Origin of the sequence: Pseudovibrio sp. Ad46 (genome assembly GCF_001623065.1) — a bacterium.
Taxonomy (GTDB): domain Bacteria; phylum Pseudomonadota; class Alphaproteobacteria; order Rhizobiales; family Stappiaceae; genus Pseudovibrio.
On the sequence record NZ_LMCG01000040.1, the window covers coordinates 163709 to 184169 of the forward strand.

17 protein-coding genes are annotated in these 20461 nt (G+C 51.8%); 4 read left to right on the forward strand and 13 right to left on the reverse strand.

Annotated features, from left to right (window positions below; translation table 11 throughout):
* Positions 1 to 43 precede the first annotated feature (43 nt).
* The 7 genes from PsAD46_RS07725 to PsAD46_RS07755 form a co-directional block, all read right to left on the reverse strand.
* Complete coding sequence (locus PsAD46_RS07725; RefSeq protein ID WP_208980502.1) at positions 44 to 781, reverse strand: hypothetical protein; 738 nt, start codon at positions 779 to 781, stop codon at positions 44 to 46.
* Between the two features lie 198 nt (positions 782 to 979).
* A complete protein-coding gene (gene lspA, locus PsAD46_RS07730) occupies positions 980 to 1486 on the reverse strand; it encodes a signal peptidase II (RefSeq protein WP_057464062.1) in 507 nt (168 codons plus the stop codon).
* Between the two features lie 27 nt (positions 1487 to 1513).
* On the reverse strand, positions 1514 to 4447 hold the full coding sequence (gene ileS, locus PsAD46_RS07735) for an isoleucine--tRNA ligase (protein ID WP_063306542.1): 2934 nt from the start codon (positions 4445 to 4447) through the stop codon (positions 1514 to 1516).
* A gap of 339 nt (positions 4448 to 4786) precedes the next feature.
* The gene (locus PsAD46_RS07740; RefSeq protein ID WP_057464059.1) at positions 4787 to 5761 is read right to left on the reverse strand and encodes a DMT family transporter; all 975 of its coding nucleotides are present in this window, start codon (positions 5759 to 5761) and stop codon (positions 4787 to 4789) included.
* 162 nt (positions 5762 to 5923) lie between these two features.
* Positions 5924 to 6862, reverse strand: a complete 939-nt coding sequence (locus PsAD46_RS07745; protein WP_063306543.1) for a DMT family transporter — start codon at positions 6860 to 6862, stop codon at positions 5924 to 5926.
* A gap of 24 nt (positions 6863 to 6886) precedes the next feature.
* On the reverse strand, positions 6887 to 7888 hold the full coding sequence (locus tag PsAD46_RS07750) for a bifunctional riboflavin kinase/FAD synthetase (RefSeq protein WP_057464073.1): 1002 nt from the start codon (positions 7886 to 7888) through the stop codon (positions 6887 to 6889).
* Positions 7889 to 8122: 234 nt separating this feature from the next.
* Complete coding sequence (locus tag PsAD46_RS07755; protein ID WP_057464057.1) at positions 8123 to 8569, reverse strand: MaoC family dehydratase; 447 nt, start codon at positions 8567 to 8569, stop codon at positions 8123 to 8125.
* Between the two features lie 280 nt (positions 8570 to 8849).
* Here PsAD46_RS07755 and PsAD46_RS07760 point away from each other — a divergent pair, with 280 nt between their 5' ends.
* Both PsAD46_RS07760 and PsAD46_RS07765 read left to right on the forward strand, forming a co-directional pair.
* Positions 8850 to 9233 (forward strand): response regulator, encoded by a 384-nt coding sequence (locus PsAD46_RS07760; protein WP_063306648.1) that lies wholly within the window; start codon positions 8850 to 8852, stop codon positions 9231 to 9233.
* Between the two features lie 174 nt (positions 9234 to 9407).
* The gene (locus PsAD46_RS07765) at positions 9408 to 10082 is read left to right on the forward strand and encodes a protein phosphatase CheZ (RefSeq protein ID WP_063287169.1); all 675 of its coding nucleotides are present in this window, start codon (positions 9408 to 9410) and stop codon (positions 10080 to 10082) included.
* Between the two features lie 93 nt (positions 10083 to 10175).
* Here PsAD46_RS07765 and PsAD46_RS07770 read toward each other — a convergent pair whose 3' ends face one another.
* Positions 10176 to 11030, reverse strand: coding sequence for a TIGR01459 family HAD-type hydrolase (locus tag PsAD46_RS07770; protein WP_063306544.1), 855 nt, complete (start codon positions 11028 to 11030; stop codon positions 10176 to 10178).
* A 202-nt stretch (positions 11031 to 11232) separates the two neighbouring features.
* Here PsAD46_RS07770 and mutL point away from each other — a divergent pair, with 202 nt between their 5' ends.
* The gene (mutL, locus tag PsAD46_RS07775) at positions 11233 to 13188 is read left to right on the forward strand and encodes a DNA mismatch repair endonuclease MutL (protein WP_063306545.1); all 1956 of its coding nucleotides are present in this window, start codon (positions 11233 to 11235) and stop codon (positions 13186 to 13188) included.
* A 99-nt stretch (positions 13189 to 13287) separates the two neighbouring features.
* Here the strand turns inward: mutL and PsAD46_RS07780 are convergent, their stop codons facing one another.
* The 3 genes from PsAD46_RS07780 to PsAD46_RS07790 form a co-directional block, all read right to left on the reverse strand.
* Positions 13288 to 14589: a porin gene (locus tag PsAD46_RS07780; RefSeq protein ID WP_063287172.1), complete on the reverse strand. Its 1302-nt coding sequence runs from the start codon at positions 14587 to 14589 to the stop codon at positions 13288 to 13290.
* An 836-nt stretch (positions 14590 to 15425) separates the two neighbouring features.
* Positions 15426 to 15986, reverse strand: a complete 561-nt coding sequence (gene rsmD, locus PsAD46_RS07785) for a 16S rRNA (guanine(966)-N(2))-methyltransferase RsmD (RefSeq protein WP_063287173.1) — start codon at positions 15984 to 15986, stop codon at positions 15426 to 15428.
* Positions 15983 to 18019, reverse strand: a complete 2037-nt coding sequence (locus PsAD46_RS07790; protein WP_063306546.1) for a pseudouridine synthase — start codon at positions 18017 to 18019, stop codon at positions 15983 to 15985. The genes rsmD and PsAD46_RS07790 overlap by 4 nt, the downstream gene beginning before the upstream one ends.
* Before the next feature lie 510 nt (positions 18020 to 18529).
* On the opposite strand from PsAD46_RS07790, the gene PsAD46_RS07795 reads away from it, so the two are divergent.
* Positions 18530 to 18961, forward strand: a complete 432-nt coding sequence (locus tag PsAD46_RS07795) for a nucleoside deaminase (RefSeq protein ID WP_063298790.1) — start codon at positions 18530 to 18532, stop codon at positions 18959 to 18961.
* Here the strand turns inward: PsAD46_RS07795 and PsAD46_RS07800 are convergent.
* Entirely contained in the window at positions 18930 to 19757 is an 828-nt protein-coding gene (locus tag PsAD46_RS07800) for a hypothetical protein (protein ID WP_063306547.1), read from the reverse strand. The two genes, PsAD46_RS07795 and PsAD46_RS07800, sit on opposite strands and share 32 nt — an antisense overlap.
* 54 nt (positions 19758 to 19811) lie before the next feature.
* Entirely contained in the window at positions 19812 to 20396 is a 585-nt protein-coding gene (locus PsAD46_RS07805) for a class I SAM-dependent methyltransferase (RefSeq protein WP_057462248.1), read from the reverse strand.
* Positions 20397 to 20461 lie beyond the last annotated feature (65 nt).

Below are 20461 nucleotides of genomic sequence, written 5' to 3' on the forward strand. Positions count from 1 at the left end.
TTCAGGCTTTCAGTAAGACTTGAACTCTCTGTTAGAGAAGTTCTTACTGCTTGCTCATGTCGATACGAGCGCCATCTTCAATTGCTGCTGCTTCACGCTTTTTGCGAACTTCTTCGCTTTCGTCCACTTCCGGGGTCGCAAAAGCAACGCCTGCAACAGGAGTGGAGTAAGCCACTGGAGGCTCGGTCAGGTATTTGCGTGTCGGCGTACAACTTGGATCGCCAGGTGCGCAAATAGGTGCTTCCACATCCTTGCCACCAAGCTGTTTTTTAGCGTCCTGATACTGCCTGCCAAGAGCTGCCAGTTCAGTCGGGCTCAGCTTGTCACCATCAAGAAGCTGCTGCTGACGTTTCTCAGCTGCGAAATCGCGAGGACGAGCTGCTGCTTTTTTCAGCGCAGGATGACCGCGCATTTGCTCAATGCTCAAAGGCTCACCTGGCTCTACCTTGTAGAACGCGCGGATCTCTTCAAGTTCTTCCTTGGAGCGGTCAACCGGCCAGTTGCTAGCGACTTCAGAAAGCTTGCGGGAATCAGGCTGCGGAAGGTTGCCAGCCTGTGTCGGCATAACAAGCGGAGCACGCTCTTTGTACTTGATGTCAGTGTTTTTCTGAGACTCAAGACCAACGGCGCTCAAGACACCAGTCATCAAACTCAAATCGGTGGTTTCAGTGCCATCATCGAAGTCACCATTACCTGTCATACAGGCGGATAGTGCGAGAGAGAGCCCGCAAACAAAAGTGGCCCGAACAACGAATTTTTTGCTACGGCTTTGCAATTTCATTACCCTTGTTTCCCGATCACCATCAAAACGGCGTTTGACAGGCATCACGGGTCAAATGACAGCCTGCGAAATCTGTAGTCCTCATAATCCAGTGATGCCACCTTAAAACAGGAATCACGAAACCATGAAGGCCCTAAGTGTGTAGTTATGCCCAGAAGCACCCGATATTCCCCACATATAATTGAGAATTAGGCAGTTTTAGGGCCGGCTATCCTTATTTTTGCCAATAAATAAGGTGTCGAGCAGCAAACCAGCAGCGCCAATAACAATCCATGCATCGGCAAGATTGAAGACGTACCAGGAAAATTCCCCAACATGGAAATAGAGGTAATCGACGACTTTGCCATAATAGAGGCGGTCAAAACCATTGCTCAGGGCGCCGGAGAGAACCAGCCCGAGGCAGAAACCTTCCAGCCGGTTACTTGCGCGCGCACTCCAGAACCAGATGAAAACTGAGGCAACAACCGTAAAGGCTGCCAATCCCCAGCGGCCAAGCTCTGTCGTTTGCTGGAAAAATCCGTAGGAAACGCCTTTGTTCCAGACCAGAACCAGATCCAGAAAAGGGCCTACCGGGATTGTAGGAATACCGCCACCTGAGAAATGAGCGACAGCCCAGAACTTGGCAATCTGATCAACAACCAGACCAGCTATGGCAAGGAGGAGGACGAGAGAACTGTGATGTCCCCAAAACTTCAGTTTCTTCAAGGTTAATTCCCTCGTCACATCGTTCGCTTAAACAGTCGTGCCATCCAGCTCGCGCATTGCATCCGCATCGCGCAGTGTCAGCTCAGGATACTCAGCGTCTGCACCAACTTCTGGCAGGATCTTCCAGGAGCGGGCACACTTGTTGCCCTCAGCAAGACCCGGCACAACGCCAACACCAGCAGTGTCTTCCAACGTGAACGCACCTTCAGGAGCGCTGTCAGAGGACAGGTTCAGCTGGGATGTGATCGCGATTTCTGCAACGTCCAGCCCGTCCAGAGCAGCCATCAGGTCTGCATCTGAGATGTAAACGGTTGGATGTGCTTCCAAAGAAGAACCGATCCGTTTTTCACGGCGCTCAATTTCCAATGCACCAGTGATCACACGGCGCACCGCACGAACCTTCTCCCACTTCGCTGCCAGCTCATCGTTTCTCCACGCGGAAGAAACAGCAGGGAACTGCTGCAGGTGCACAGAAGTTGTCGCTTCACCGTAACGGTAGCTCCAGCTCTCTTCCATGGTGAATGGCAGAATTGGTGCCAGCCACATGGTTAGATGACGGAACAGCTGCTCAATCACATAAAGAGAGGCTTTGCGCTTCGTGGAAGATGGAGCATCGCAATACAGCGCATCCTTGCGGATATCGAAGTAGAACGCGGACAGTTCAACAGTCATGAAGTTAAACAGAGCAGAGAACACGCGCTTGCTGTCGAACGCCTGATAGGCATCACGAACCAGCACATCCAGCTCGGCCAGACGGTGCAGCATCAACAGCTCAAGCTCATTCATGTCAGCAAGAGCAATCTCTTCGCCGTCATAGTGACCAAGAGACCCAAGCATGAAGCGCAGAGTGTTACGCATCTTGCGGTAGGCATCAACGTTGGTCTTGATGATCTCAGGGCCGATACGCTGGTCTTCAGCATAATCGACAGAACCAACCCACAAACGCAGAATGTCAGCGCCGTACTGCTTGATGACGTCCTGAGGTGCAACCGTATTGCCCAAAGACTTGGACATCTTGCGGCCCTGCTCATCCATGGTGAAACCGTGGGTAAGAACAGCATCATATGGTGCATGACCGCGAGTACCACAGCTTTCCAGCAGGGAAGAGTGGAACCAGCCACGGTGCTGATCGGTACCTTCAAGGTACAGAACGTAGTCGTCACCACCCAAACCTTTACGGTTCGGGTTCAGGTCTTCACGGCGTTCCATGCAGAAGGCGTGTGTTGAACCGGAATCGAACCACACGTCGAGGATGTCCTCGACTTTCTCGAAGTTCTCAGCATCATATGCATCGCCAAGGAAGCGCTGTGTTGCGCCTTCTTCAAACCATGCATCCGCACCTTCATTCTGGAAGGCTTCAAAGATACGTGCGTTGACCGCTTCGTCCTTCAAAACTTCACCAGTTTCCTTGTTCACAAGCACGGTGATCGGCACGCCCCATGCGCGCTGACGGGAAAGAACCCAGTCAGGGCGGGCTTCGATCATGGCATTCAGACGGTTCTGACCGGTTGCTGGCACAAAACGGGTCTCAGAAATTGCCTTCAGCGCTCGGGCACGCAGTGTGTCCCCTTTGGCTTCCTCGGAAAGTTCCTTGTCCATGTAAACAAACCACTGCGGCGTGTTACGGAAGATCAGCGGTGCTTTAGAGCGCCAGGAGTGTGGGTAGGAGTGCTTCACACGCCCACGAGCCATCAGACCGCCAACTTCTGTCAGCTTTTCGATAACAGCTTTGTTGGTGGAGCCTTCCTTGCCTTTACGGTCCAGGATGTACTTGCCTTCAAACAGCGGTACATGCGGATAGTAGGAGCCATCCGGCTGAACGGTCATCGGAACCTGCTCAGTACCAGCTCTTGCAAAGGCTTCCCGGTTGTCCAGGAACATCTGGAAATCTTCCTGACCATGACCAGGAGCGGTGTGCACGAAGCCAGTACCAGCATCATCGGTGACATGCTCACCGGCAAGCATCGGCACGTTGAAGTCGAAGTAGTCGCCAGCGCCTTCAGCACCACGCAGCGGATGCGCGCAGTATTCGATTGTGCTCACATCAACATCGGAAACACGCTCATAGGCATCAACGCGGGAGGCTTCGAAAACAGACTCAGCAAGCTTGTCAGCAATAATGAACTCTTCGCCAACTTTCGCCCAGTTGTCTTCAGCAGCTTCAGTCACTTTGAAGATGCCATAGCTGATGTCGTTAGAGAAGGAGATCGCGCGGTTCGCAGGGATGGTCCATGGAGTGGTTGTCCAGATAACGACTTTCTTGCCGATCAGCGCTTCATTACCGGACACAATCGGGAAGGTTACCCAGATAGTGTGGGAGATATGGTCTTCATACTCCACTTCCGCTTCAGCAAGAGCAGTCTTCTCAACGATGGACCACATCACAGGCTTGGAGCCACGGTACAACTGGCCGGATGTTGCGAACTTCATCAGTTCTTTCGCAATCACAGCTTCACTGTCGTAGCGCATGGTCAGATATGGGTTGTCCCAGTCTGCTTCAATACCAAGGCGCTTGAATTCTTCGCGCTGAACATCGATCCACTTGTCCGCAAACTCACGGCATTCCTTACGGAATTCGTTGATCGGCACAGCGTCTTTGTTTTTGCCTTTTTTGCGATACTGCTCTTCGATCTTCCATTCGATCGGCAGACCATGACAATCCCAGCCAGGAACGTAGTTCGCATCAAAGCCCTGCATCTGCATGGAGCGATTGATGATGTCCTTCAGGGTCTTGTTCAGCGCATGACCAATATGGATGTTGCCGTTCGCATAAGGAGGGCCATCATGCAGGATGAACTTAGGGCGACCCGCAGATTGATCGCGCATCACCTTGTAAAGGTCCTTGTCCAACCATTTGGCGAGGATCTTAGGTTCATTCTTTGGAAGGCCTGCCCGCATTGGGAAATCAGTTTTAGGCAGGTTGAGCGTGTCCGAATAATCGCGGCTCGGTGTATCGGTCATTTGGCAGTCCGCTTATGTGGGCATTTGTTTGCCCATAGGCATTTGGTAAAGCGCAGGAATTTGCGCAAGTTTGAAAATCCCGCCGTCTCTGTGACGGTTGGAGGTCTCCCGGTACTTCAGGGCGCCAGCGGGCGTCTCAACTGAAGGCCGGGCCAATAATTCGAAATTGGCACACCTTGAGTAAGGTCAAAGGAGTAGTCCTGTTATCTTCAAACTCGGCTAACATAATGAGTGCTTTTAGCAGCGCTTATCCTAGGAATAAAGAGCCTCTAACAACAAAGCTCAATATTCTCAAGACCAAGGACATTTTTCCTGAAGACTGGAGCTGCCACGCTGAAGTCAGTAATGGCGCTTGGGTGAACTGTCGACAAGCTCTTCGCTCTCCGCCTGACGCTTCGCAGCTGTCCGTTCACGGTGTGCAATGTAAAGCCCGCCACCTGAGATCAAAGCCACACCCAGCCAGACAAACATGTCCGGAATGTCCCCAAACAGCACGAAGCCCACAATCGTTGCACTGATGATCTCTGTATAGCTGAGCGGTGCAAGAACGGAGGCAGGGGCTCGGTCAAACGCAAGCACGATACACCCGTGTGAGGCAAACGAGATAATGCCCATCAACACGAACAGCGGCAGGTGAGTGAGGTCTGGTGTCGTCCATGCAGCAGCTTCAAACCCAAGCAGGCTTGCGATGATAACAAGCGGTGTCAGCGTCAAAACACCAGCAACACCTGTCGCAAACTGAATGCCAAGCAAAGAGGCACTCCCTGCCAGTTTGCGTGTCAGAACAAGATAAACTGCAAAGGAGGTCGCGGCAGCAAGGGGCAACAGAGATGGCCAACCCAACGCGCTCGACCCTGGACGGATAATGATCAGAGCCCCGATCATGCCAACCACAACAGCTGCCCAACGGCGCACACCTACTTTTTCCTTCAAAACAACAGCCGAAAGTACAGTCAGGATCATCGGCTGCACAAAGAAAATCGCAATCGCATCCGCCAAAGGCATGTACTTAAGAGAGGTGAAGAAGAAGATTGAGCAAATTGCGAGACAAGCACCGCGCACCAGCTGAATACGGTTGACCTCTTTCATCAAAGAGCCGAACGAACGGCCCATGAAACCCGCAATCACGAGAACAATAATCGCCTGACACAGGAAGCGGCCAAGCGACACCTCAACCGGCGAAATGAACGCACTGAGATACTTGGCTGTGCCATCCATCAGGGGGGCCAGAGACATTCCGGCGACCATAAACAGAATGCCATGTAGCCCGGCATTGGAGGTATGACTATCTGTCGAGGCGGTTGTTGTTGTCATGTTGCTCTCGGATAATGGGGATACGCTGACATATCAAAGCCAGCGCAGAGGGTAAGGGCCTATATTGACGCACCAGCTATTCCTTTGCGCAACCAAAAGAAAGTGCCGGTAGCAGGCTATTCAGTGCAGTTATCTAAAGAGTATCTGTTCCGCCCCTCAATATTATGAGGGAGAGGGTTTTCTCTCTGCATTTGCAAGTATCAGTCCGCTGCAGATGAGCATACCAACGCCAACCCAGACAAACTCGTCTGGGATTTCATTGAAGACCAGGTAACCGATTGTAGTTGCCGAGAAAATTTCAACGTAATTGATTGGAGCCAATACAGATGCCGGTGCTCTCTCAAAGGCTTTGACCAGCAGAACATGCGCGATCAGGCCAGTGGCACCAAGACAGAACAACAGGATTGTTGGCAGCGTAAAATTGGCATCCTGATTGACAATCACCAGATCTCCACCAAAACCAGTCAGCCAAGCATAAATGATGATCGGCAAAATAAAGAGACTTCCAGCAAAGCCAGTCGCGAACTGTATGGCGAGCTGAGAGGATTGCCCGGAGAGCTTGCGTGTCAGCATCAGATAGCAGGCAAATGTAAAAGCAGCAGCTAAAACGAGAAGGCTCGCCGGTTGGAAAACGCCGGTGCCGGGGCGCATGATCACAAGCACACCAGCAAACCCAATCAATACCGCCAGCCAACGTTTTGGACCAACTCTCTCCTTCAGAAAGACTGAGGACAGAACAACAAGAATAACCGGCTGCACAAAGAAAATTGCCGTCGCATCTGTCAATGGCAAGTACTTCAACCCAAACACAATGAACACCGAGCCCACCGCAAGCAGCAAGCCACGGCAGAACAAGGGCAGGGTGGTCTCTTTCAAAAGACTGAGCCAGCTCCGTTTTTGAAAAGTAGCAATCGCCAGAATTATGACGAGCTGCACGGCAAAGCGGAAGAAAGCGACCGTCAAAGGAGAGAAAAACTCTGAGAGGTATTTCACCACGCCATCGGTGCTCGATAGAATGAGCAACCCGCACATCATCAGCAGCACGCCATGCAACACATTATCAGAACTGGCAGTGCCAGCTCTCGTAGCCGCTGATGTCATGAACTATCTTTCTAAAGGGGGTGACTACCCGTCGGCATTGAGCATTTGGTCCAGATGAGAGAGCGGTCGCATGGAGGCAATCATTGCCCGCGCCTCAGCGCTATCCTGATCCATTTGGCTAATTAAGGCTTCAATACCGTCAAATTTAAGTTCGGCACGGATAAATCCGACGAAGCAGACTGTGACTGGCTTTTCATAGAGGTCACCAGTGAAGTCAAACACATGCACTTCAAGCAGCGGTGCACCATCATCAAAAGTTGGACGACGACCAAAACTGGCCACACCATCATGCATCACGCCGTCAATTTTGATCTGAACGGCATAAACGCCTTCTTTCAGCTCACAATTATCGGCAAGCTTCAGGTTCGCAGTTGGGTATCCCAACTCGCGGCCACGCTTCTCACCGTGTTGAACGGTTGCTTCAACAAAATAACGATATCCAAGCAAGCCGTTCGCCACTGCCAGTTCGCCTTCAGCAAGAGCGGCACGAATACGGCTGGAAGAGATGATCTCTCCCCCTTCGTCACCTTCTGCGCCAACGATGGTCACGGCAAATCCATGGGCTTCACCAGCTTGCTCAAGAAACTCAGGTGTTCCTTGACGCCCCTTCCCAAAGTGGAAGTCATAGCCAGTGATGCTCTGGGAAATGCCAAGGCGTCCAACCAGAATGTCCTTCACAAAATCTTCAGCGGCCATACCGCCAAACTCTTTTGTAAAGGGCAGTTCGATCACGCCATCCAGATGTTCCGCTTCAAAGATCTCTGCTTTGACATGTGCAGGCGTCAAACGAAACACAGGCTGATCAGGCCGGAAGAAGGTGCGTGGGTGTGGTTCAAACGTCATGGCGAGGGCCGGAACACCGCGCTTTGCAGCTTCATCACGCGCTAAATCAAGGACAGCCCGATGTCCGCGATGAACACCATCAAAATTCCCAATAGCAACAACGCCGCCGCGCAGTTTGTCGGGAAACTGCGCAAGGTCGGTAATATGCTGAAAAGAATGCGCCTGTTTGATCGGCTCACCCATGAACTGTACTTCCCGCTTGAGCGTATTACCGAAAAGTGGCTCCGGTTTTCGGATTAAAATACGCATGAATAGAGAGATTCAGAGTCTGACGCGCGAATGCGTAGAGCGCAGCATACTCCAAACATCTAGAATTTTGCGAGACGGTGCCGTGAGAAGTCCGCCCCGTCAAGCTCTTGAGATGGAGTTTGCCGGGCCGGACACAAGAAACTTCAAGTCCTGTGCAGGAATTTCAGCTTAAAGCGGAATATCCATGTCGGCGCGGGCAGGGACTTTGACCATCGCTTCCCCTTCCAAAACCACCTTGCCCTCGACCAGGCATTGGCAATCCAACCGGGCGCGATTGCCTTTGTCGATCAGCTCTGCAACGCTCACGCGCACCTCAATATCGTCGCCGATATACACAGGCGCGCGAAAATTTAAAGATTGAGACAAATAAATTGCACCTGGACCCGGTAATCGCGTTCCAAGTACGGCTGAGATAAGGCTCGCAGTGTAAAGACCGTGCGCAATACGAGTTTTGAAAGGGGTCTTTGCTGCAAAATGCTCCGACAAATGGATTGGGTTTCTGTCACCGGAAACCTCTGCGAATCCTACGATGTCTTGAGAGCTGACGTGCTTTACGAAAACTTCGGTCATGCCGACTGAAAGGTCTTCATAAGCGAGTGGACGAAGGCTGAGCATAGTGTTTCCTCGAATTAACCACAGGCAATATTGCCGGTAAAACGCGCGGAAACGCTAGTAAGCGGACCTCTAAAAAACAATTAGGCTTTTAGCATTATTGAAATCGTATTGGAGAAATTAACCTAACTATAACGTAGGGCGGGTAATTTCGCGAAGTTGAATTGGTGGGGACCCCTTTTATTTGGAAGGACACCTGCGTCCAGTGTGACCGAACAATGTCGTGGTCGCCGTGAGTATAGCAGAGAGGCAACGACAGCCTCTTGAGAATATGGAGTTGTACATGGCCCTTGATCTTCAGATGCCAATTCTGGTTGTCGATGATTATAAGACCATGATTCGAATCATTCGGAACTTGTTGAAGCAACTTGGCTTTGCGGACATCGATGATGCGGCTGATGGCACTGAGGCCTACGAGAAAATGAAGCAGCGCCGTTACGGCCTGGTGATCTCGGATTGGAACATGGAACCTATGACTGGCTATGAACTGCTCAAGCAGGTCAGGCAGGATGCTGCTCTTAGTAAGACGCCATTCATTATGGTGACGGCTGAGTCTAAAACGGAAAACGTGATCGCTGCTAAAAAGGCAGGGGTTAACAACTACATCGTTAAGCCGTTTAACGCGCAAACTCTTAAAGGCAAAATCGAAGCGGTATTCGCGGACTAATTTGCTTTGCGCACAATTGAAGAATATGGGCTGGGGTGAGGACGCGATAACGAGAGCGCCCCAAACCCTTCTGTGCACCCAACTGACCGGTTACAAGGTCGGGTAGAGCTCTGACCCGGCAGGCGATTTTGCCTGCTGGAGGAGACGTTCCCTACACAGGCAAAGGGAAGTGTTTTGACCAAAATTGATATTCAGCAACTCATCGATTTTCTGGAAGAAAGCCGTGAGAAATCTAGCGAAGTCACACTAACTGATGTGATGGGCCTTGCAGAGGTTATGACAGGTTCAATGGGGGACATCATTGAGCACATCCAACCTGCAGTGACCGTGGAACTGGCAGAAATCGGCGCGGAAATTGCACGGATGAAAGCCGAAATCAGTAAGCTTCGTGTCGCAGATATGAGAGATAATCATATCCCTGACGCTGGTCGGGAGCTGGATGCTATTGTTTCTTCAACAGAGGAAGCAACACATTCAATCATGGAAGCAGCTGAGGCCATCATGGCAGCTGATCCTGAGGACACTCAGACCTATCAGGACACCGTCAACAATCAGGTTATGGAGATTTTTCAGGCCTGCGCGTTTCAGGATATTACTGGACAACGCATTTCTAAAGTTGTCAGCACCCTGAATACGATTGATGAGCGTGTTTCCAACTTCGTCGAACGTTTACGTCTTGAGCAAGAAGCTCATAACGAACAGGGCGGGGAAGAAACGGATGAAGAGCGCCGCAAGCGTGAGCTGATCCTCCATGGCCCGCAGCACAAGGGCGAAGGCGTCTCTCAGGATGAGATTGATGCTATGCTCGGTGATGTGCAGCAGGACGATATCGACAAGCTGTTCGCCTGATTTTACTTGCGATCAATTTGTCAGTGGCACTGCCCACAAACAAGAAATCTAAAAGCAGTTTGTTGACCTGAAATGGTGCAAACTGCTTTAGTTTTACCAGCTCAGGCGCCCCATAAAACTGTGCGCATGCAGGCCTTCTGCCTTAAGCATGCTTTCAACGGCTTCGGCATCCCCTGTCAGATCCGCTGCATGAATACCTTCCGTCAAAAACAAAGCGTGGATGCCCTGGGCATTTGCACCTTTGATATCAGTCGGTAAACCGTCACCAATTGCCAGAATTTCAGTTTTTTCAAGCGCTCTGCCTGCGTACACATTCAGCTCTGCCCGCGCCATATCGTAGATCGGATGAAAAGGCTTGCCCGTAATGATGACGCGGCCACCCATCTCTTCATAAAGCTTTGCGAGTGCGCCTCCACACCAGACCAACTTGTCGCCTTGTTCAGCAACAATGTCTGGATTAGCGCAAATGAGTGGCAGGTCCAGCTTCAATAACTCTTCAAAATGAGAACGATAGTCTTCAGGCTCTTCGACGCGCCTGTCATTCAAACCTGAACATACGATAATGTCCGCAGCATTTGGCTCCAAAAAGTCAAAACTTGCACCATGAAACAGGCTATGATTCTTTTTGGGTCCAATATGATAGACTTTTGCGTGATCTATGGCTCGAAGATCAGCCTGAACAACATCGCCTGACGAGACAATTGAGTCATAGCAGGTCTGCGGAACACCCAAACTGCGAAGATGCTGTTCAATCTCATGGGATGGACGCGGTGCGTTGGTAATCAAAACAACAGGCTTGCCACAACGCGTCTTATAGCTCTCAAGAGCGTCAATTGCTGCCGGAAAAGCACTCACGCCATTATGTAAAACACCCCAGACATCACATAGAATGCCGTTGAACTGATCTGCAATCTGGCTGAGGCCAGTGATGGGGGATTGCTGCTTCATATGATGTTCTCTTGGAGGAAACTTGGATACGCTCTTGAAAAAAGAGTAGAGTTGAGCCAAGTCCTCATAGCCTGAGCAGGTGGCGACGACAAGTAGATATAATCACTGCTCATCTTGCATTGATACTGAGCGCAAATCTCTGTCACAAATATGATTTGGATGCGCCATGTATATGCAGAACAATCTTTGAGATGGAGCGGTTATGGCGGTAAGACAACTTAGCGATACGACAATTAACAGAATTGCCGCTGGTGAAGTGATCGAGCGGCCTGCAAGTGTCGTCAAGGAGCTGGTTGAAAACGCAGTTGATGCTGGTGCTACGCGCATCGAGATCGTCACCGCGACCGGTGGTAAAAGCCTGCTGCGCATCACAGACAATGGTGCAGGCATGACGAAGGAAGATCTTCAGCTCGCCGTCCGCCGCCATTGTACATCCAAACTGCCTGAAGATGATCTCATGGACATCCGGACTATGGGTTTTCGCGGAGAAGCGCTGCCATCCATTGGCGCAATCTCACGTTTGGAAATAACCACACGCCATGCCTCGGAACCTCACGCCTGGAAAATCGAAGTTGAAGGCGGCCAGGACAATGATATTGAACCAGCTGCATTGAACTCCGGAACACGCGTAGAAGTGAAAGATATCTTCTTCTCTGTGCCCGCCCGTCTGAAGTTCCTGAAGTCCGACCGTGCTGAAGCAACCGCGATCACGGAAATCATCAAGCGCATCGCTCTTGCAAACCCAACTGTCAGGTTCACCCTCTCTGGATCAGACCGCCGGCAGCTGGAACTGCCAGCTTGCACTGGAGATGATGCGGATCTCGCCCGGATCGGACAAATACTGGGCGCAGAGTTTACAAAGAACGCTATGGAGATTGAGGCGCTGAGGGAAGGAGTACATCTGTACGGATATGCAGGCCTGCCGACCTTCCACCGCGCCAACTCACAGCACCAGTTTTTCTTCGTTAATGGCCGTCCGGTAAGAGATAAGTTGCTCCTAGGCTCCCTGAAAGCGGCATACTCAGACGTGCTATCTCGTGATCGCCACCCGATCGTAGTGCTCAACATTGATCTTGACCCTCACCAGGTGGATGTAAACGTACATCCAGCAAAGGCAGACGTACGCTTCCGAGATGGTCAGCTGGTTCGTGGATTGATGATCGGTGCACTGAAGAATGCCTTCGTTCAGTCTGGCTTCAGAGCATCCACAGCAAACACCCAATCTGCAATCAACGCTATCCGCCCAATGGGACAAAGCGCAGGCTTCAATGTTCATTCCGGTGCGTCTATGCATACGCCCCAAGGCAATAGAGAAGCCCCTCAAAACTATTCATGGCAACAATCGTCCTATCGACCAGAAGAAGGTCCTACAGGTGTGTGGAGTGCTGCAGATATCCCGGATGTTGGATCCAGCGAAATGCAGTTGGGTCTGATGGAAGCCAATGCACCATATTCAGCACCAATGGATCAGTCGCAGTTGCCAGCGAACGAGCAGGGCGCACAGGCCTACCAACTGGTCGACGCGCCATCCGCAGACTCGCGAGCCCACGGACATCAGTTACCGGAAGACCGAGAAAACTTCCCGCTTGGTGCCGCCAGAGCACAAATCCACGAAACTTACATCGTGTCGCAAACCAAAGACGGGTTGGTCATCGTAGACCAGCACGCAGCCCACGAACGTCTTGTATATGAACAGCTTAAAGAGGATTTGTCGAAGCGCGATGTGTCTCGGCAGATGCTTCTCATCCCGGAAATTGTAGATCTCCCTGAAGAGGATGTCGCACGACTAGAAGAGCGTGCGCCTGAGCTTGAAGAAGTTGGCCTTGTTCTGGAGCGTTTCGGGCCGGGGGCAATTGCAGTGCGAGAAACTCCATCCATGCTCAAACGCCTTAACATCAAAGCGCTTGTGCAGGATCTTGCTGACGACTTTGCGGAGTTCGACAGCTCAACCCGCATCAGAGAGAAGTTGGATCTGGTGGCTGCAACAATGGCATGTCATGGATCAATCAGAGCAGGGCGAAGAATGCGTCCTGAAGAGATGGACAATCTACTTCGCGATATGGAAGCAACGCCAAAGTCAGGACAATGCAATCACGGCAGACCAACATGGATTGAGCTGAAGCTCTCCGATATCGAACGCTTGTTTGGTCGCCACTAATTTATACGACAAAAACCAGAAGAGGCGGATCAATGATCCGCCTCTTCCAGTTCGTATTCTCGATTACACTAGGCAATCGATGGGTTCTGACATGTGGCCTCAGAAGTCCCGTTGAACACGGAGCAGGACTGAGATGATATCCTGTTGGCCGAGTGGGCGAGTTGGGTTACCGCCGTTAGTAGAGTTATCGGGGTAAAGGTTCCCATTCGCTACGTTTCGATAGGCAACTTCAGTACCGATTTCGAATCCGCTAACTGGTGTCCAGCCAACCTTACCGACAACATCCCACTGGTTTTGGTTCCAAAGGAACTTGGAGCGAGCGTTAGCAAAAGAAGCCTGAATTGCTGCGTTCCACTCAGGAGAGAAGTCAGCTTGGAAACCCCATGCGATGGACCAACCGGTTGCAATTCCGTCTTCACCATCTGTAAGTGAGGTCGCATCCCAGACTACGTTCTGCCAGTCACTGTTTACGTAACCAAGCGCACCCTGTGAGAAGGTTGCCTGAACAACACCCTGGAAACCGGAGAGCGTGCTAGTGAAGAATGGTAGGTCAAATTCAAAACCACCACCGACGGCCCAGCCGAGCAACCCAGAAGGGTAAGATTCAAGATAACGGATCTCAGTTAGAGCACCCATGATCTGTGCGGAACCCCAACCCTGATCAAGTCGGATGTTAGCAACAAGGTCAGGGAAGCGCATGCCGCCGTAGCCTTGGTTAAATCCGGTTGAGTCAAGATATTCACCAGTAAAGAGGTTCTGCTGGCGAGCTGTTCTGTCTTCCACAGACCAGCTGGTGGACAAGCCGTTACCCAAATCGAAGGTATAACCAGCAAGCCAGAGGTTTTGGTCAGAATACGCAACGGTGGTGATCGCACCGTAGGCATAACCGGTCCAGAAGTCATAGAAGGACTGTGCACGACCAATGGTCATACCGCCAAACTGTACGAACGCATAATCAAGCGTCATAACAGTGTTGTCCTGTTCAACCCCAAAAGAGCCGACTGGGTTGTTCACGTTAGGAACAGAGCTGTCATCCTGAATAAAGCCAGGTGTGTCGACTGTTCCGAACAAATCAATGTAAGCACGAAGCAAGCCGTATTCTGTTTGAGTTCGGGCGTCCATGCGGAGGTAGCCACGTGCACGAGTGGATGTTGAATTTCTTGTCCGCTCAGACCAGTCGCTTGGGGCCGCCCCAAAGTTGTTGAAACGGTATTCTGCACGAACACGACCGCGAATTCTCAAACAGGTATCTGTGCCTGGAATATAAAAATATCCAGTACCGTAGGCGTCACAAATCTGGACATATTCTACGGGCTCCGGTGCAACGGGAAGATCGGCTGCAAGGACCGGAGTGGCACTCATCATAAGCGCTGCTGCGGCGCTAGTTGTAAAGTGGCGCATAATTCGACTCCTAAATCGGGTAGAAACCCACTCCTCAAACAAGGTTTATTGACAAAACTACTTAAGGCGGCCCAAATGCTGCCTAAGCAAAACTAATTTTATTGTTGTGTACGCGAATTCCCTGCAGCAATTGATGCCAGCACATGCTTGTTGATGCAATAATAACTCTAAAAATAACCTAGAGTTATCAAGCTAATCGAAACCGCTGTTTCATTCCTGCAACGCTTTTATCCCAAACTAGGTAGATGTAACAAACGCATTTCAGGGGTGCTCTTTATCGAATTAAGCCATTGTTATTATTCGTTAAAAAAATCATTACGCAGATTTGCGAGCCCTTTTCCTATGCAAGCTGCGTCATTCGAATCATAGACACAAATGAGGTCCGTATCAGGGAGTTGTGATGCTCCATGATAAGTATAGTGATAGTATTTACAAGTATTCGAATTTTGCGTTGTTTTGGGGAAGTTTGCGTTCTTTTGAGGACTGACGCGCTGCAATGCGAACTGTGAACCTCAATCCCGCAAATCTCTGTTTTTCAGGAGGCAGAGGGCCAATGCATCCTCCAGCCCACCCACACCGGACCAGATCCTCCGCCACAACACGGTGTCATCACCTCAGAATGCCGGGCAGCAACGACCTGCTTCAATCAGTTCGGGCTGAAGACCCCAAGCTCGCCTCTGCTCACAGTCCTCGCCCACCTGCGCCATCATTGAGCGCACTCACACATCACGGCGGTCCTCTATCCAGCACACAGAGGGGAGGGCAACAAAAAAGGCCTTCCCGAAACCACATCGGAAAGGCCTTCTTCTACTCTTTATATATAGGGTCGCTCTGGGCTACACGCCGAGATACCTGAGAATGAGGATCTGACTGTCGCCCGCATGGCGTACATCCAGCCCTTCAAACCCGTCAGGGATCACTGGAGAAACGCTCGCATCTTCTTCCCAGATGCAAAGGGCGCCTTTATTAAGCCAGCCGCCAGCCACGGCGCTGGACAGAGCCTTCTCGCCCAGCTCGTTGCGGTAAGGTGGATCCAGAAACACCAGGTCGAACGGAGCAATGGTTCCCGCTTCCCCTAAAGATGTTGCATCACGTCGCAAGATCTTTGTGGCGCCCATCAGTCCGGTGGTCTCCACATTCCGGCGGATCAGACCACGCGGCTCAACGGCCTCTTCAACAAAGACGCAGTACTTGCCACCACGGCTCATCGCTTCCAGACCAAGAGCGCCGGTCCCTGCAAACAGGTCCAGAACGCGTGCGTCCTGAACCGGATTGTCGTAGGAATGAGCGAGTACATTAAAAATGGTCTCTCTCATCCGGTCACTGGTAGGCCGTGTGTTTTGTGTCTTGGGCGTAGCGAGAGCAGTTCCCCGAAAGCGTCCAGCAACAATTCTCACGATTTTCTGCCGCCTTTGTTTCCACGAGGTGCGCCAGAGCGATCACCACCTGGGCGACCACCACGTGCTTTATCACCGCCAAAGCTCTTGCCGCCACCACGTGGGCCTTTGCTAAAGCTCGGCTTACCGCCATCACGGCCACCTTCGCGAGGACCTTTGCTAAAGCTTGGCTTGCCGCCATCACGGCCACCTTCACGAGGGCCTTTGCTGAAGCTTGGCTTACCGCCATCACGGCCACCTTCGCGAGGGCCTTTGCTGAAGCCGCGCTTTTCGCCATCACGGCCACCTTCGCGAGGGCCTTTGCTAAAGCCACGCTTTTCGCCGTCGCGACCACCATCACGACCGCCTTCGCGCTTATCGCCACGTGGTCCCTTATTGAAACCACCACGCTTTTCATCAGAAGGCGCATCATCGCGGGAGCGACGGTTGGAGAAGCGGCGCTCACCCGGTGTTGGACCGGTATCGCCAGAATAACGCGCATTGTCTGCAGGGTTAAAGTCACCACCGCGACCACCGTCACGTTTTGGAGCGTCGGCCTCAGCTGAACGTTTTGTGCCGCCATGAGCCAAATCGAAGTCACCACGCTTGGTGCGGGTGCCAAAACGACGCTCTTCCGGCTTACGCTTCGCAGCAGTTCTGCCTTCGTCCTCATCAAAACTTGGAGTGTATGTATCTACGCTGCCGTCTGCGCTGAACACGCGGCGCGGCTTGATGTAACCACCACGCTCGTTGCTGCCAAAGCGGGAAGGTCCAGCCTGACGGTCACGATCGCCGAATGATTTGCGGTCGCCGCGGTCACGATCACCAAATGGCTTGCGATCGCCACGGTCACGATCACCGAATGACTTGCGTTCACCACGATCACGATCGCCGAATGGCTTACGATCACCGCGATCACGGTCGCCAAAGGATTTACGCTCACCACGGTCTTCAGAAGGCTTGCGGTCACCAAAGGTTGGTTTCACACCAACGCGCTTACGGTCACCAAACGGGTTCTGTTCAGAGCGTTCACCACCACTATCTTTCTGGTCGCTGCCATGGCGCAGTGGCTTACTCTTGTTCTTAGCAAGAACAGCAGCAGCATCTTTTGCGCTGATCCAGCCACCACCGGCACCACCGGAAGATTTCTTTCTCTTCTTCAGTTCGGCTTGTTTGCTGGTCCGGGTATCCATCTGGTTGACGATAGGGGCGTCAAAGTCCAGGTCAGCTTCAGTAACAAGGCGTTCGCCCAGCTGGTCTTGAAGCACACGGCCACGGATTTCCTGCAGTTCACTGTCACCAAGGTCGCCCAGCTGGAACGGACCAAAGGAAATGCGGATCAGGCGGTTCACGGAAAGGTCAAGATGCTCAAGAATACGCTTCACTTCGCGGTTCTTGCCTTCACGCAGGCCAATGGTCAGCCAAACGTTGTCGCCTTTTTCAGTGTCCAGTGTCGCTTCAATAGCGCCATAAAGAACACCGTCAATGGCAACACCGTCTTTCAGGGCATCCAGCTGCTCTTGAGTCACCTTGCCGTAGGCGCGCACGCGGTAGCGGCGCAGCCAGCCAGTTGCAGGCAGTTCAATCACGCGGGAAAGGCCACCATCGTTGGTAAGCAGCAGCAGACCTTCGGTGTTGATGTCCAGGCGGCCAACAGTCACAACGCGTGGCATGTCAGCAGGCAGGATGTCAAAAACAGTTTTACGACCCTCAGGGTCTTTATTCGTGGTTACCGTGCCACGTGGTTTGTGGAACAGCCAGAGGCGCGTCCGCTCACGGGTTGGCAGAGGTTTGCCATCAACGACAACCTTGTCTTTTTGGGTAACGGTAAAAGCTGGTGTTTCCAGCACGGTGCCGTTGACGCTGACACGGCCAGCTTCAATCCATGTTTCTGCATCACGGCGAGAGCACAGACCAGCACGTGCCATTGCCTTGGCAATACGTTCGCCTGCAACGGTGACTGTCTGATTTGGTTTTTTGTCGCCGGAGGATTTTTTGGTCTGCTCGCCAGATTTGCGGGGGGAGCTAGATGGTTTTTTACCGCTGTTTTTCATTGGCTCTTGCCCGGCGAACCGGGGCCTTTAACTTTCTACACTCTGATCAGATACACTGGATGAGCTCGCATAGGCGTCACCGCCTTGGCTGCCCAGCAGTCTGCCAGATGCCACACAATATTCGAATGTCGTTAGAGCGCGTTCCGTTTGATTGCAGAGAACCAGACGATAAGAATTCACTCATAAAAAGAAAACGGAGCGCGACGCGTGGATGCATTCAAAACGCGGGCGTGCTCTGCTCCGGTCATAACCTAAGAGGCGCCAGTTGGCAAAGGGGCAAAAGCAGACTCTCGAATTTTTTTCTGATTTTTTTGGCTCAGACTCACCTGACACTTTCATAAATGATGACAGCTTGAGTGATCTGGACATTTGCGCTTTGCATAGGGCTGGCGCTTGTTAAACCGCTTTATCTCTTGTTTTTGCGTGTCTTTATCCAAAACCTGCTTCCACTTTTTAGCAATACGCACTAGCTTGGCCCCCATGAAGACGCCCACATTGAACTCTACTTTTATGGATCTGGCATTGGAGGAAGCGCGCGCAGCAGAAATGCGCGGCGAAGTCCCCATTGGCTGTGTTGTTGTAAAAGATGGAAGTGTCTTATCCTCTGCGGGCAACCGCACACTGGAGCTGAATGACCCCACTGCACATGCAGAAGTGCTGGCCATTCGCGAAGCCGGAAAGCAGCTCAGCTCTCAGCGGTTGGAAGGCTGTGACCTCTACGTCACGCTGGAACCATGCCCAATGTGTGCCGCTGCCATCTCCTTCGCTCGCATCCGCAGACTCTATTATGGGGCAGGGGATGCCAAAGGCGGCGGCGTAGACCACGGCGTCCGCTTCTACTCCTCCCCAACCTGCCACCACACCCCCGACGTCTACTCCGGCCTCGCCGAAACAGATTCAGCCGCAATGCTCAAAACGTTCTTTCAAGGGAAGCGGGATTGAAGCACCCCAATCTTTGCTCTGTTTGTAACTTGAGCAGGAACGGAAGCAGGGTCCCGGCAACTTCAGAGATGCTTTGAAACTCAGAAGACGGTGCTATCGCAAGTTCTGCTGCTCGCCAGATCATCGACGAATACTGCGGAAAGGCAGAGGAGGCGATGTTTGCGCATGGGAAGATATCTCGGGAGTAAACATTCAAGGCTAACATTTCTGCTTCAAACAGTGAGCGGATAACTCGCTTCATCAACCAGCTGCATACGCGTTTGCGCTCAGCACCGGTTTGAGCGTCATCGAAATGAGTTCGCCAGGATGCAGCCCATTTATGGACTCCATGAAGGTGGGCGATCGCGTGCGGTCCAAGAGATGGGGCAGGCAGCTTATTCAGAATATTTTGCGGTCCAAAGCAATATCCCGAAAAACTGAGTGAAAACCTCAGCCAGCGATACTTGGTGGAAAGCAGAAAATCTTCAGGCTTGATCCATTCCAAATCGATATCTGATGTCTGAGTGATCCAATGGCTTGGAAACAGATTTGGAACTTCTGGACTTTGAGCAAAGATGATCAAGTCTACATCTGAAACGCCTTTGACAAAGGTTTTCCGAGAGGCCGAGCCGCGAAGAGCCAGACTGTGAAACTGTTCGCCCAACTGAGTGTGAAGTTCTTCTGCAACACTGGCTAACTCACTTAGCAATGGTTCTTCGGGAGCTTGGCCAATGACGGGCAGTATTCCGTGCTTGTCAGCGGCAGAAAGTCGCCCAACTGACCTCACGTTTGGTGCTATGGTTTGGAAAGTCTCCATGGTCTCCTGCAAGCTCAACCGAACAGCGTCTCAACAACGGTCGTGCTTCAATAATCACTTGGAAGCAGTAATCGCGACCCAACTGGTGGGGGCTTTGTCGAACCCGCTGCCCTCCCAACTCTCATAGGCTATAGAAGACCAAGGGCCAGCCTGTTTCCAAAGGGTATTCAGCTCTTCTTTTGAGATGTAGTTGTAGTAGCGGCCAAAGCTGTCAGTGCCATCATGAGTGCCCACTTTGAAGCTGGCCCATACTGAACCTCCTGAGACCAAAGCGCGATAGATCTTCTCGAAGATAGAAGGCAGATCCTCTCTCAAGGCATGTGTCAGCGAGGCACACGCATACACGCCATCATAGGTATTCGTTGCAGCCAGCTCGTTAAACATCATGACCTTGACTTCCTGACCAAGCCGTTGGGTCGCCAGAGTTGCCAACTCTGATGAGCCATCAGTCGCATCAAGCTCAAAGCCTGCTTCAAGAATGGCTAGGGCATCAACACCCGCACCCGTCCCAAGCTCCAGGATGCGTCCGCCTGCTTTACAGTGTTTGAGGAATGGAAACAGCATAGAGTTAGGCAGGTTCTTGTGTGTCGCATACTCGCTGGCATTATCCTGATAAAACTTAATACTATTATTGCTCATAAAACATCCTATTGAAAAGCCTTGCGATTCGAGTAATGGAGAATAATAGTGCCAGAAATGCAGCG

Bases quoted from the DNA above. Each gene is read 5' to 3' on its own strand.
- PsAD46_RS07725 (WP_208980502.1), bottom strand. From the start codon at position 781: ATGAAATTGCAAAGCCGTAGCAAAAAATTCGTTGTTCGGGCCACTTTT.
- ileS (WP_063306542.1), bottom strand. From the start codon at position 4,447: ATGACCGATACACCGAGCCGCGATTATTCGGACACGCTCAACCTGCCT.
- PsAD46_RS07740 (WP_057464059.1), bottom strand. From the start codon at position 5,761: ATGACAACAACAACCGCCTCGACAGATAGTCATACCTCCAATGCCGGG.
- PsAD46_RS07745 (WP_063306543.1), bottom strand. From the start codon at position 6,862: ATGACATCAGCGGCTACGAGAGCTGGCACTGCCAGTTCTGATAATGTG.
- PsAD46_RS07750 (WP_057464073.1), bottom strand. From the start codon at position 7,888: ATGGGTGAGCCGATCAAACAGGCGCATTCTTTTCAGCATATTACCGAC.
- PsAD46_RS07755 (WP_057464057.1), bottom strand. From the start codon at position 8,569: ATGCTCAGCCTTCGTCCACTCGCTTATGAAGACCTTTCAGTCGGCATG.
- PsAD46_RS07760 (WP_063306648.1), top strand. From the start codon at position 8,850: ATGGCCCTTGATCTTCAGATGCCAATTCTGGTTGTCGATGATTATAAG.
- PsAD46_RS07770 (WP_063306544.1), bottom strand. From the start codon at position 11,030: ATGAAGCAGCAATCCCCCATCACTGGCCTCAGCCAGATTGCAGATCAG.
- mutL (WP_063306545.1), top strand. From the start codon at position 11,233: ATGGCGGTAAGACAACTTAGCGATACGACAATTAACAGAATTGCCGCT.
- PsAD46_RS07780 (WP_063287172.1), bottom strand. From the start codon at position 14,589: ATGCGCCACTTTACAACTAGCGCCGCAGCAGCGCTTATGATGAGTGCC.
- PsAD46_RS07790 (WP_063306546.1), bottom strand. From the start codon at position 18,019: ATGAAAAACAGCGGTAAAAAACCATCTAGCTCCCCCCGCAAATCTGGC.
- PsAD46_RS07795 (WP_063298790.1), top strand. From the start codon at position 18,530: ATGGATCTGGCATTGGAGGAAGCGCGCGCAGCAGAAATGCGCGGCGAA.
- PsAD46_RS07800 (WP_063306547.1), bottom strand. From the start codon at position 19,757: ATGGAGACTTTCCAAACCATAGCACCAAACGTGAGGTCAGTTGGGCGA.
- PsAD46_RS07805 (WP_057462248.1), bottom strand. From the start codon at position 20,396: ATGAGCAATAATAGTATTAAGTTTTATCAGGATAATGCCAGCGAGTAT.